Origin of the sequence: Rhizobium sp. TH135, assembly GCF_002855515.1 — a bacterium.
Lineage (GTDB): Bacteria > Pseudomonadota > Alphaproteobacteria > Rhizobiales > Rhizobiaceae > Allorhizobium.
Window position 1 is genome coordinate 89,600 of sequence record NZ_PKRP01000007.1, and the last position, 12,244, is coordinate 101,843.

A 12,244-nucleotide genomic window follows, 5' to 3' on the forward strand; every position below is an offset into this window, starting at 1 on the left:
GGTTCCCCTCAGAAGAACAGCCGCTCGAGTGGACCCGCCGGCAAGGACAGTTGCAGGAAGCGCGCGAAAATGATCCACACGACGAAGGAGAGTGCGATGCCCGCAGGCAGCGAAATCCAGAACTTTCTCTTGCCGAATCCGGCAGCGGTCATGGCAAACAGAATACCGGTGGCAATCGAGAAACCGGCAGTCTTCAAAAGCAGCATCTGCGCGGCAAGTCCCGCGACGATGAACAAAACGGGGGAAAGCTCCTGGTGCTCCCGCTCAGGAAAATCGCGGCGCAGCGCAGCGAAGACCGTCCAGATGCCCAGTCCGATCAGACCGATGGCGATGCCTTTCGGCACGGTTGCGGGACCAATACCGGAATAGAGGTTTCCGCCTTGCAGACGTGCGACATCGTAGAAGATCAGGCCGGCAATCGCGAACATCACCACCGCGATGGCCAGCGCCGCCCAATCAGGGCGGCGCGTGCGTTGTCCGGAAGAATGCTCTTCCATGCTCATTTCACGAGACCGATGTCTTTGAGGATGGCTTCGGTGGCAGCGATATCCTTGGCGAGCTGCTCTTCGAAGGCCGCACCGACGAGATAGGTGTCCTGCCAGTTCTTGGTCTTCAGCGTTTCCTGCCAGCCGGCAGACTTCGCGAGCTTTTCGACGTCAGCCGTAACAGCAGCCTTCTGTTCGTCGGTCAGGCCTGGAGCAGCAGCAACCATGCGCCAGTTCTGCAGCACAACGTCAAGACCGCTTTCCTTCAGCGTCGGGGCATCTGCACCGGCGATGCGTTCGGCGCTGGAGACGGCGAGCAGACGCAGCGTGCCGGCAGCAACCTGTGCCTGGAATTCGCCATAGCTGGAGATGCCGACAGTGACCTGGCCACCGAGGATGGCTGCAAGTGCTTCACCACCACCAGAATAGGCGATGTAATTGATCTTGGTCGGATCAACGCCAGCAGCCTTGGCGATTAGACCAGCGCCGATATGGTCGGTGCCGCCTGCCGAGCCACCAGCCCAGGAAACAGAACCCGGATCAGCCTTCAGCTTTTCGACGAGCTGGCCGATGTTCTGGATCTCGGAATTGGCAGGAACGACGATGGCTTCGTATTCACCGGTCAGGCGTGCGATTGGCGTGACGTCAGCCAGGGTCACCGGCGACTGGTTGGTGAGGATAGCGCCAACCATGACGTAGCCGCCGACGATCAGGGCGTTCGGATTGCCCTTCTGCTGGCTGGCGAACTGGGCGAGACCGATGGTGCCACCGGCGCCCGGTACGTTCACGACCTGAACATTGCCGGAAATGCCTTCAGACTGCATCACGGCCTGCAGCGAGCGGGCCGTCTGGTCCCAGCCGCCGCCAGGCGCTGCCGGAGCCATGATCGTGTAGTCGGCAGCAACGGCCGGAAGGGCCAGGGCGCCTGCGAGAAAAGATGCCAGGAAAAAGTGCTTCAAGATAGTCCTCCACCATCAACGCGGCTCTTGCCGCTTTCAACTGATCTGTGGGGAGAATGCGGGTGCCCGCCATACGGCGCGAACCGTTCCAGGCAATGCCTGCTCCTCCCATGTCCCATCTGCCCCGCCTCCACGGGACGATGTGACCATAGGCCTAACAGCATAACCTGTCACGCACCTGTCACCGCCGTGACAGACATGCTGGAGAACCCGGCGATAGAGTAAAGCGAGAGCTCAAGAGGCCTGCACCTGATGGTCGTTCAGATCACGAACGAGCCGCTGATGCGTGCGCACGCTGGAGAGCACCTCGCCGAACCGCACGAGGCCCTGGCCTGCGAGCATGTCCTTGAGCTTGATGAAGACGTCAGCCGTGGCGATCGCATCACCCAATGCGGTGTGCCTGTCCGCCTCCTCGATATGCACGCCCAACCGCGTCGCAAGCGCATCGAGCGTATGAGTTTCTGCTCTCCCGAAGGCAGTCGCCGAGACAAGCACCGTATCGAGAATGGGATGCAGGAACCGCAGCCCCACCTCCTTCTCGCGCCGATACAGAAACTCCATGTCGAAGGGCGCATTGTGCGCCACGAGCACTGCGCCCTCGGCGAAACGATGGAATTGGCGCACGGCCTCCTGGACGCTCACGGCATCGGCGACCATCGCATCGCTGACACCGTGGATTGCCGTGGCAGAGGCCGGGATCGGACGTCCCGGATTGACCAGCAGGTTGAAAACCTCGCTCTTCACCCGCTTGCCGTTGACGATCCGCACAGCCGCGATCTGCACGATCTCGTCGCCTTGCTCGGGCAGAAGCCCCGTGGTCTCGGTATCGAAGACGACATAGGTCAGCGCATCGAGACGGGCGTCGGAGATCTTGTCGTAATGCATCCGGGACAGAAGGTCGAAATCATAGACAACGTGGCGAGACAGGTCCGCTCCCACGGGCCGAAGGCGCTCGATCGGGCGCAACCGCGTCAGGATAGCCGGACGGTCACCGGCAAAACCGACCAAAAGTGTGTTGCCATGCGCACGAAGGATCGTCTCGCATGTCACGCCGCCCTCAAAGACAGGTTCCCCGAGCCAGCCCTGCAGCGCCTCCTGCGTGATCGATCCGCCGGACCACGAGACGGCGAGCTCAGCCGCATCACCGACGGCCGAGATCGCCAACCGGAATTGCCCAGCGGACGTCGTGCCGTTTACCCGCGATGCAATATGTCCCAGAAGGCTCACGATGTCGAAGGCATTGCAGCGGACGGCAACCTCGTCTGCGTCAATCTCGAGCGACAATCCGAGCCCCTCCAACTCGCGCCGCAACTGGCTGCCAAGCTCGCGCGCATCGGTGGGTGCCATCGGCCAGCCATCGGAACGACAGCTCTCGAAGCGACCTTCGAGCGCATCCAGCATCGTGTCGAGCGCCTCGATCTGCGGGCGGATATCACCATCTTGGCGCGGCCCACCTGACTGCTCCGCAGCACGTCGCCGGAGCTCCGAGACGGCCGGGCGAATTTGCAGGAAGACGTCCCCCAGAAGCACATCCCGCCTCCCGTAGGCAGCGACCTCGGTGGTGACATCGCGCAAGGTCATCACATAGGCCCCGCCATCGCCGCCATTGTCACTCGCAAGCCGCATGCGGCCAGCAAGTCGGCGCTCGCCACAAGGGCTGAGACAGATGAACTCCACGACGGCATCGGGATCCGCACTCTCCATGAGTCTGTGATGTGCATCCCGGATCGGGCCTTCGCTCAGATAGTCGAAGACGTTGCGGTCGAGACAGACGGGTCGCTGCGAACCGGCAAGGAACTGTTTCGCCACGCCGTTGTAGAACACCAGGTGATGGCGACCGGTGCAGAGCAGAACCGCGGGCGGCACATCGGCAAGCAACTGCTCGAGCTTGTTCTTGTCCGCGGCAAGGCGCGATGTCTCGCGCTGGACGGACTCTGCAAGGGCACCGCGGGTCTGGGCAAGCGTCGCGGCTGTTGCCGAGGCTGCGGCTGCGAGATCCCCGAGATAGCGCGCGTCATCTGTCGGGAGCTCGTGAGCGACATCTGCATGCGCCCGGGCACGCATGGCAGATGCAACCTTGTCTATGGGGCGGGCGACATGCGTATCGAAGAGAAACCAGATCCAGGTGATGAGTGCCAGGATCAGGAAACCGGCAGCGATCGCCCCTTGCATGAAGGCGTCAAACATATCGGGGCTGCCTTCGCGGTGGTAACCGAACCACAGCCCAACCGCGAGCGCCGCAACAGCGCCGGCAGCCAGTGCTACGAAGAACAGAAGGATGCGTGCGCGCAGCCCGATCTTGATCAGCATATCCTCACCTTGTCGTACACGCGATCTTCATCGCCGCGTCCTCAGCATCGAGCTTGACCCAGTCGGCGCCAACCAGACTTCCGTCGTCGGCGATGCTGACATTGGTATCGACCAGATCCGCCCGCTGCATGTTCGGGCAGTCGTAGACCACCTTCACCGGCTTGACCGGCTGCCAGCGCGCCAGGAGCAGGATATCGACCATGACGAGACCCGGCTGGTTCGGATGACGTCTCGCGGTCTTCATGTCGACCGCGCTGAAGCGGGTGGTGACGGGCTCGATATACGACCATGGACGCCAGAAGGCCGTCTGCGAATTCTTCCAGGACACCTCGATACCCGGCAGCGCAAGATTCATCCGGTCGAACCAGCTGTATTCGCTCCAGATCGAGTACCCCAGCATTCCGAGACCAGCCATCGTTGGGACGATCCATTTCGGCAGCAACCCACGGCTCAACCAGCGCAGCAACATCGCGACACCGGCCAGAGCAACACCGGCGACGACCGCAGCGATCAACTCAAACAGCATTCTTCATTCCTTCAGACGGGCGCCCGACCGCCATTGGCGAGCGCCGATTGCATGGTGCGCACGACGACAAAGGCGTCGCGCAAATGGGACCGTTCGAAGTCTCCGAAATCATACGGTGCGAGGAAGTTATCCGGCTTTCGACCGTCCCGCACCTGCCTCACCTGATTACGCAGCCGCATATCGGCGATCAGGTCGTAAGCCGCGATCAGATCGCGTGCACCGGCGCCGGAAATGATGCCCGCCTCCTCGGCAGCCAGCAGCCGCGCGCGCGTGTTGACCGGTGAAAGCCGTCCCATCAGGGCATAGACCCGCCCGAGGTCGACCACGGGAACCACGCCGTTGTGCTTCATGTCGATCTGGTTGCGATGCTCGCCACTGCGGATGGTGGCAAAGCCGCGAAGAAGCCCCAGAGGCGGAGCATGCTTCAGCGAATTGCTGATCATATGAGCCGTGAAGATCGAGTTGCGGCTCGCCTCTTCAAGGATCTCGGCCTGGAGATCCTGATAGAGCGAAGAGGCACCGCAGATCGGCCTGAGGTCGAACATCACGCTGGCCAGCATCTGCGCCGTCGGATCCGCCTTGTAGATCCAGTCCCGGAAATAGCTGCGCCAGACGGAAACCGGCTGGCACCAGCGCGGATTGGTCGCCATCATGTCGCCCGGGCAGTAGAAATAGCCGCAGATGTCGAGGCCCCGGCTCACCTTCGCGGCGAGCTGCTGGAACCAGGGCATCTCCTCCGGCTCCACCCCATCTTCGATGAAGATGCAGTTATCCTGATCGCTGACGCTGCTCTGCTCCTGCCGTCCCTGGCTGCCGCAGGCAAGCCAGACATAGGGCACCGGCGGCGGCCCAAGCTCACGCTCGGCGAGCATGATCAAGCGGCGGGTCACGCTGTCGGCGATGTCGGTGATGAGGCGGGTGACGACCTCATGGGCATTGTTGCTACCGACGAGCTGCACGAGCAATTGCGGTATGCGCGCCGTGATCGCGCGCATATCCTCCGCCCGTTCGGCCGAGGCGATGTCACGGATCAACTGCGCCGAGCTGATTGCGTGGAAGCGAATGAGATCCGTCTGGGTGATCATCCCTACCAGCCTGTCGCCTTCAACGACCGGAAGATGACCGACACGGCGTTCCAGCATCAGATGCAGGATGTCAGAGCCCAGAGCCTCGCCTGGCAGCCCGACCGGATCCGGCGTCATCACCGCAGAAACCGGGGTCGTATCGGGGTTCAAGCCCTCCGCAAGCACGCGCCCTGTCAGGTCGCGGGTCGTGAGGATACCGAGAAAGCGCCCGGCGTCGACGACACCGAGACTGGAGACGTGCCGTTCACGCATAAGGGTGGCGGCAGAACGGACCGTATCGGATGGGGCACAAACGATCGGAGGTCGCGACATGAGTTCGCTGACCTTCTGGATCGCCATATCGCCGCGCCGGGTATCGGCAAAACGCCCGCGGGTGAAGAAGCGGGAAAAGACCGCCTGCTCCTGCATCAACCGATGGAACTCGTCCTTCGGCAACATGAGCAGAGTGCAGTCGGAGCGGGCAATTGCAGTGGTCGCTGCAAAACCGTCGGACAACAGGCCGCGTTCGCCGAAGGAGTTTCGAGCGGCAAGTTCGGAGACCACCGTGCTGGCGGCATCGAGGATCTCTACGGCACCATCCATGATGAGATAGATGCCCGGCAATACGTTGCCGCGATGATAGATTTCGGATCCTGCGGAAAAGGTAAGGGGTGCGAACCGGGTGGATACCCGCTCGATTTCGTCTCTCGGAAGACTGTCATACGGATGGACGGTCTCGAGAAACATCAGCACGTCGGATTGTGCCTGTGACATCCTGTTTGCCCTCATTTGGCGCTATCGAGCCGCGAATGACTGAGGGACAGGAGGGGCGACACGGCCGCCCCTCCCGATTGTCTCTATCAGTGACCGGTCGCCTGACCCGCACCGCGCGGAACGCGGATGGATTCGACGAGATCCTGGACATGCTTCGGCGGAGCCTGGGTCATCATCGACACGATATAGGCCGTGGCGAAGTTGAGTACTGCACCGATCGGGCCGAACGCCGTCGGCGGGATGCCGAAGATGTAGTTGGCCGGAACGTTTTCGACCATGTTGGTACCTGCGATGAAGAACCAGCCCAGATAGGTGAACAGGTACAAGCAGGTAACGACGAGGCCGACGATCATGCCGAGCGTGGCACCGACCGAGTTGATGCGCTTCGAGAAGATGCCCATCATCAGAGCCGGGAAGATCGTTGCAGCGGCAAGACCGAAAGCGAGTGCGACGGTCTGAGCGGCGAAGCCCGGAGGGTTGATCCCCAAGAGCGTTGCGACCAGGATCGCGCCTGCCATCGAGATACGAGCGGCCATGAGCTCGCCCTTTTCAGAGATGTCCGGCTTCAGGAAGTCCTTGATCAGATCGTGGCTGATTGCAGACGAGATCGCAAGCAACAGACCAGCTGCAGTCGACAGAGCGGCTGCGAGACCACCGGCAGCGATGAGGCCGATTACCCAGCCCGGAAGCTGTGCGATTTCCGGATTGGCGAGAACGAGGATGTCGTTGTTGATCGTCAGCTCGTTGCCCGTCCAGCCGCGCTGCGTGGCGGTTTCGGTGAAGCCTGCGGCAGCATCGTTGTAATACTGAATGCGGCCATCGCCATTCTTGTCTTCGAACTTCAGAAGGCCTGTGACTTCCCAGTTGCGCATCCAGTCAGGACGCTCTTCGTAGAGAACCGCTTCCTGCTGCGAGCCATTGGGATAGATGGTGTCGATGATGTTCAGGCGTGCCATGGCGCCAACAGCCGGAGCCGTCAGATAGAGCAACGCGATGAAAATCAGCGCCCAACCAGCCGACCAACGAGCATCCGCGACCTTGGGAACGGTGAAGAAGCGAATGATAACGTGCGGCAGACCTGCCGTACCGATCATCAGCGACAACGTGAACAGGGTCATATTCAGCATGGAGCCCTGAGCGGTGTAGGCATTGAAGCCAAGGTCGGTGACAACCTGGTCAAGCTTCTGCAGGAGCGGCAGTGCAGATTCCGTGTGCGTGCCAAAGAGGCCGAACCACGGGATCGGGTTGCCGGTCAGCTGCAGCGAGATGAAGATCGCCGGGATGGTGTAGGCGATAATCAGAACGATGTACTGGGCGACCTGCGTGTAGGTGATCCCCTTCATACCGCCGAGAACCGCGTAGCAGAAGACGACGGCAGCAGCGATCCAGAGACCGGTCGAGACCTCGACTTCGAGGAAGCGCGAGAAGGCGACGCCGGCACCGGTCATCTGGCCGATGACGTAAGTCACCGAGATGATGATCAGGCAGACGACAGCCGTCAGGCGAGCACCCTGGCTGTAGAAGCGGTCACCGATGAACTGCGGGACGGTGTATTTGCCGAACTTGCGCAGGTAGGGAGCAAGCAGGAGCGCGAGCAGCACGTAGCCGCCGGTCCAGCCCATGAGGTAGGTGGAGTTGCCGTAGCCGACAGTGGCAATCAGGCCGGCCATCGAGATGAAGGAAGCCGCAGACATCCAGTCGGCTGCGGTCGCCATGCCGTTCATGACCGGGTTAACGCCACGGTTGGCGGCGTAGAACTCGGCCGTGGTTCCAGCACGCGCCCAGATGGCGATGCCGATGTAGAGCGCGAAGGACGCGCCTACGATAATCAGATTGAGTGTATACTGATCCATTGTGGGTCCGCCTTACTGCTCGTCGACGCCGAATTCACGGTCGATCTTGTTCATGTAAACCGAGTAGCCGAAAATCAGGATGATGAAGACCACGATCGAGCCTTGCTGGGCGAACCAGAAGCCAAGATCACTTCCACCGACGGCAATACCCGACAGAGCGGGGCGAAGCAGGATGCCGAATCCGTAGGATACGACGGCCCAGATCGCCAGGCAGATGTAGATGACGCGAACGTTTGCAGACCAGTAAGCGTTAGACGAAGATTTATCCGTCACGAGTACTCCTCCCTTTCCTCGATGAGACGTCCCCCGGGACGCCCCTTGCCTCCACGTCAATTCCGCCAATCCTTGTCCCAAGGCGGAATAGACAATTGTCTAGGAGTAACGAATCCGCTGGAGAACGTACATTCTCCGTTAGTCGCAGGACGGACCGATCGCAGGATTGGGTGGCGCCGTGGCCGATTGAGACTGATCCGGAGCAGGGAAGATTAACCGTTGAGCAACCATGTTGGTTTGCGAAGTTTGGAAATGTCCGCGTCCGCCAAAGCGATATGATGACTAGGCATGTCAGCCCACCAAGTCATTCCAGCGACTTAGCGCGGCTGCGTACAGGACGTGCCATTCCGATGTTCGCGCCTATAATGAGCAAATACCCAAGCTGCGCCTCGCGGGGCCACAGGCCCTTCAGCGAAACAGTCGCTGCAGGCGTGGCCGGATGCGCAGGAAACGACGATAGGCGGCCTCAAAGATCGGGGTCGCCGGCGCCCAGCCGGCAAGAAGGCCGAGAGGACGCAGCAGCGGAATGGCCCGCCACATGGCGGCAAAGGCCTGAGCGCCCGAAAGCAGCGTCCCGCCTTCTTCGGCATGAAACCGCGAAAGCAGCTCGGCGCGATCGATGGGGCAGGAGCCGCTCGGATCGCAGGCATCGACAAAGTGGATTGCCCCGCGTCGATCGAGACGGCGCATCAGCGCAATCTCCCGCAGGCAGAGCGGACAACTGCTATCAAACCAAACGGTGACTTGCGGAGACATGGGACCACTTTACCAAAGGACGTCGTCCGATCAATTTGGGCCTCGACATGCATTCCGGCAATGCGTCCGGACGCCGCTGGCCAAAAGTGCTGGCAAATCAGTCGTGCCGCATCCGATCCTGGACCGAGCGGACTTCTCAGACACGGGCGAGCGCAATTTGGCATCGCCGCGAGCGCAATATGGTGCTTTTCGGGTCCTGCACTTTTGTCTTATCGAACGGGAATAGACAAAAAATCGGGACGTGCGGTGATGACCAGACCATTCTTCTGGAACGAGTTGACGACAACGGATTTTGCCGGCCTGTCGCCAGACAATACGATCGCCATCCTGCCGATCGCGTCCACGGAACAGCACGGCCCCCATCTGCCGATCGCAACCGATGTCGCCATCGCAAACGGCATGCTGGCAGAACTGAAGGTCCAGCGCCCCGACGATCTCGACTTTCTCGTTCTGCCTACCCAGGAAATCGGCAAGGCCAACGAGCATGTCTATGGCCCCGGCAGCCTCTCCTTCGGCCCGGAGATCCTGATTCCCGCATGGACCGCAATCGGCACCAAGGTCGCCGAAGCCGGCATCCGCAAGCTCGTCATCGTCAATTCACACGGCGGCAATGTCGATGTCATGAGCATCGTCGCACGGGAACTGCGCGTCCGCCACCAGATGGTTGTCGTCTCCACCCAATGGGGCCGCTTCGGCAATCCGGACGGGATGATTTCGGAAAACGAAAGCCGTTATGGCATCCATGGCGGCGAAGTTGAGACCTCGCTGATGCTGCATTTCCGGCCCGAGCTGGTCCGGATGGACAAGGCTCAGAATTTCGTCTCGAGGGCGGAAGAGATGCGGTCGAATTCGAAGTTCCTGACGCCGCTCCCGCCGCATTCCCTCGCCTGGATCGCCCACGACCTCAACCCACATGGCGTGGTCGGCGATGCGTCGAAGGGCACCGCGGAAAAGGGTGCTGAGATCTGCCGGCATCAGGTCGCCGGCTTCATCGAGCTGCTGCGTGACGTTGCGGCCTACCCGCTGTCGAACCTCTACACACCCGGCTGACAGCGGCTCACGCCTGGCCGCGTATGGTCTCGGGGATGTGCCCACGCGCCTTCAGATCCTGAACCAGCAGCAACATCTCCTGCATCAGGTATTCGACGAAGAGGCTCGTCGCTGAATCGAGCGGCGCCCGCGCCCGGGCAAACAGCTTCATCGGCTGATGACGGACATGCGCCTCGGTCAGGGGCCGGAAGATCAGCTCGCCGCGCCGACATTCGGCAACAGCATCCAGCGGATTGAGCATGGTGAGCCCCGTGCCGGCCTTGACCAGCTGTTTCATCAGCTCGGAAGAATTGGTCTCGACGACAGGCTCGACCAACAGGGGCAGAGGCGCAAGCGCGAGATCGATGATGTTGCGCAGACTGGTGCCCGATTGCGCCAGGATCAGCGGCTCCTGCACCACCTCGACCAGATCGACCGGCCCCGCCTCACCGGCCAGCCGATGCCCCGGCGGCAACACCACGCCAACGGGTACGTCGAAATTTGCGAGCGTTCGGATGCCGGGTGTCGCCGGGATGTTGAATCCGAGGCCGAGATCCACCTCACCCGTGAGCACAGGGTTGATGGTGGTGGACCCGCCATCGTTGCGCAGTTTGATCTGCACGCGGGGATGCGCGGCAACGAAACCTGCAAGGATTTCCGGCAGCGGGCCTGAGGCGAGACCGACCGTGGTGACCAGCGACACTTTGCCGGCCTGCGGGGTCTTCAGGCCACGGATCCGGCCTTCCAGGCGCTCGTAATTCTTCAGAACATCGCGGATGTGCTCAACACAGAGCTCACCAGCCGCTGTCAATCGAAGCCCTTTCGGCAGCCGCTCGAAAATCGGCGCGCCGAGCTCCTCCTCCAGCGCGAGGATCTGGCGGTTCACTGCGGAAGATGCAACATTCAGCCGGGCCGCGGCTTTTCGGATCGACCCGCAGCGAACGATTTCGTTGATATAGACGAGCTTTCGGGAATGCAGCACGAGGCCTCCGCTGCGCAAAAATTAGTCATGCCGCATCACTATGCATCAATCCTGAGAGCAGTGCAAAAAAAGCATCGATGCGGACGAATTTTGATGCTTTTCAAGACGCATGCCAGCCGATCAAATGCTGGAAAGGGGAGCCCGAAAACGGGCCCTTGGAACGAACAGGGGAACGATCAATGCGCGACACGCTCACCAAGACCAGCCTCTTTGCCCTGATGGGCCTTGCAGCTTCGCTGGCTTCCACCTCCGCTGCCCTCGCCCTCGATGAGGTCAGCTACGGCACGAACTGGCTGGCCCAGGCCGAACATGGCGGCTTCTACCAGGCCGTGGCCGACGGCACCTATGAGAAATATGGCCTCAAGGTCACGGTGATCCAGGGCGGCCCGCAGGCCGCCAACCGTGCGCTGCTGATCGCCGGCAAGGTCGATTTCTACATGGGCAGCCCGCTCGGCGAAATGGACGCCGTCAAGGAAGGCATCCCGCTGATCGACGTTGCCGCCATCTTCCAGAAGGACCCGCAGGTCCTGCTCGCCCATCCCGACCAAGGCATCGAGACCTTCGCCGACCTCGCCAAGCTCGACAGCATCTTCATGGGCAAGGACGGCTACGTCACCTATTACGAGTGGATGAAGAAGAACTTCGAGGGCTTCACCGACGAGAAGTACAAGCCCTACACCTTCAACCCGGCTCCCTTCATCGCCGATCCGAAGTCAGCCCAGCAGGGCTACCTGACCTCGGAACCCTATGAGATCGAGAAGCAGGCCGGCTGGGCACCGAAAGTCTTCCTTCTCGCCGACAACGGCTACAATCCCTATTCGACGATGATCACGACCACGACGACCATGGTCGAGAGCAAGCCTGATGTCGTGCAGCGCTTCGTCGATGCTTCGATCGAGGGCTGGTACAACTACCTCTACGGCGACAACAAGGCCGCCAACGACCTCATCAAGAAGGACAATCCGGAAATGACGGATGGCCAGATCGAATACTCGATCGCCAAGATGAAGGAATACGGCATCGTCGAATCCGCCGAAGCGATGGACAAGGGCATCGGCTGCATGACCGACGAAAAGTACAAGGCCTTCTTCGACGCCATGGTCCAGATCAGCGTCCAGCCGGCCGACCTCGATTACAAGAAGGCCTACACCACCCAGTTCGTCTGCAAGGGCGTCGGCATGGCGCTGAAGAAGTAATCTCCACCTCCCCCCTTTGAGGGGCGAGGTCGCAGCG

General features: G+C 61.1%; 11 protein-coding genes. 2 read left to right on the forward strand and 9 right to left on the reverse strand.

The annotated features are described in order from the left end of the window. Positions 1-8: 8 nt before the first annotated feature. From C0V73_RS20180 to C0V73_RS20215, 8 genes are all read right to left on the reverse strand, one after another. Positions 9-503 carry a tripartite tricarboxylate transporter TctB family protein gene (locus C0V73_RS20180; protein WP_102021816.1) on the reverse strand — a complete coding sequence of 165 codons (495 nt, stop codon included), beginning with the start codon at positions 501-503 and terminating at the stop codon, positions 9-11. Then, positions 500-1,444 carry a tripartite tricarboxylate transporter substrate binding protein gene (locus C0V73_RS20185; protein ID WP_102021817.1) on the reverse strand — a complete coding sequence of 315 codons (945 nt, stop codon included), beginning with the start codon at positions 1,442-1,444 and terminating at the stop codon, positions 500-502. Before C0V73_RS20185 ends, C0V73_RS20180 begins: the two co-directional genes overlap by 4 nt. Positions 1,445-1,678: 234 nt before the next feature. Next, positions 1,679-3,754, reverse strand: coding sequence for an exonuclease domain-containing protein (locus C0V73_RS20190; protein ID WP_102021818.1), 2,076 nt, complete (start codon positions 3,752-3,754; stop codon positions 1,679-1,681). Positions 3,755-3,758: 4 nt separating this feature from the next. Next, on the reverse strand, positions 3,759-4,280 hold the full coding sequence (locus C0V73_RS20195; RefSeq protein WP_102021819.1) for a hypothetical protein: 522 nt from the start codon (positions 4,278-4,280) through the stop codon (positions 3,759-3,761). A gap of 11 nt (positions 4,281-4,291) precedes the next feature. Continuing rightward, positions 4,292-6,118, reverse strand: a complete 1,827-nt coding sequence (locus C0V73_RS20200) for a DUF294 nucleotidyltransferase-like domain-containing protein (protein ID WP_102021820.1) — start codon at positions 6,116-6,118, stop codon at positions 4,292-4,294. An 86-nt stretch (positions 6,119-6,204) separates the two neighbouring features. Then, entirely contained in the window at positions 6,205-7,971 is a 1,767-nt protein-coding gene (locus C0V73_RS20205) for a sodium:solute symporter family protein (RefSeq protein WP_102021821.1), read from the reverse strand. Positions 7,972-7,983: 12 nt separating this feature from the next. Beyond that, the gene (locus C0V73_RS20210; RefSeq protein WP_102021822.1) at positions 7,984-8,244 is read right to left on the reverse strand and encodes a DUF4212 domain-containing protein; all 261 of its coding nucleotides are present in this window, start codon (positions 8,242-8,244) and stop codon (positions 7,984-7,986) included. 408 nt (positions 8,245-8,652) lie between these two features. Then, positions 8,653-9,000: a DUF393 domain-containing protein gene (locus tag C0V73_RS20215; protein WP_102021823.1), complete on the reverse strand. Its 348-nt coding sequence runs from the start codon at positions 8,998-9,000 to the stop codon at positions 8,653-8,655. A 249-nt stretch (positions 9,001-9,249) separates the two neighbouring features. On the opposite strand from C0V73_RS20215, the gene C0V73_RS20220 reads away from it, so the two are divergent. Then, a complete protein-coding gene (locus C0V73_RS20220) occupies positions 9,250-10,050 on the forward strand; it encodes a creatininase family protein (protein WP_102021824.1) in 801 nt (266 codons plus the stop codon). Positions 10,051-10,057: 7 nt separating this feature from the next. On the opposite strand, the gene C0V73_RS20225 is transcribed toward C0V73_RS20220, so the two are convergent. After that, positions 10,058-11,011: a LysR family transcriptional regulator gene (locus C0V73_RS20225; protein ID WP_102021825.1), complete on the reverse strand. Its 954-nt coding sequence runs from the start codon at positions 11,009-11,011 to the stop codon at positions 10,058-10,060. 179 nt (positions 11,012-11,190) lie between these two features. Between C0V73_RS20225 and C0V73_RS20230 the strand changes: the two genes are divergently transcribed. After that, entirely contained in the window at positions 11,191-12,207 is a 1,017-nt protein-coding gene (locus C0V73_RS20230) for an ABC transporter substrate-binding protein (protein ID WP_102021826.1), read from the forward strand. Positions 12,208-12,244: the final 37 nt, after the last annotated feature.

Coding starts and splice junctions, on each gene's coding strand:
- C0V73_RS20195 (WP_102021819.1), bottom strand. CDS start 4,280: ATGCTGTTTGAGTTGATCGCTGCGGTCGTCGCCGGTGTTGCTCTGGCC.
- C0V73_RS20220 (WP_102021824.1), top strand. CDS start 9,250: ATGACCAGACCATTCTTCTGGAACGAGTTGACGACAACGGATTTTGCC.
- C0V73_RS20230 (WP_102021826.1), top strand. CDS start 11,191: ATGCGCGACACGCTCACCAAGACCAGCCTCTTTGCCCTGATGGGCCTT.
- C0V73_RS20215 (WP_102021823.1), bottom strand. CDS start 9,000: ATGTCTCCGCAAGTCACCGTTTGGTTTGATAGCAGTTGTCCGCTCTGC.
- C0V73_RS20180 (WP_102021816.1), bottom strand. CDS start 503: ATGAGCATGGAAGAGCATTCTTCCGGACAACGCACGCGCCGCCCTGAT.
- C0V73_RS20190 (WP_102021818.1), bottom strand. CDS start 3,754: ATGCTGATCAAGATCGGGCTGCGCGCACGCATCCTTCTGTTCTTCGTA.
- C0V73_RS20200 (WP_102021820.1), bottom strand. CDS start 6,118: ATGTCACAGGCACAATCCGACGTGCTGATGTTTCTCGAGACCGTCCAT.
- C0V73_RS20205 (WP_102021821.1), bottom strand. CDS start 7,971: ATGGATCAGTATACACTCAATCTGATTATCGTAGGCGCGTCCTTCGCG.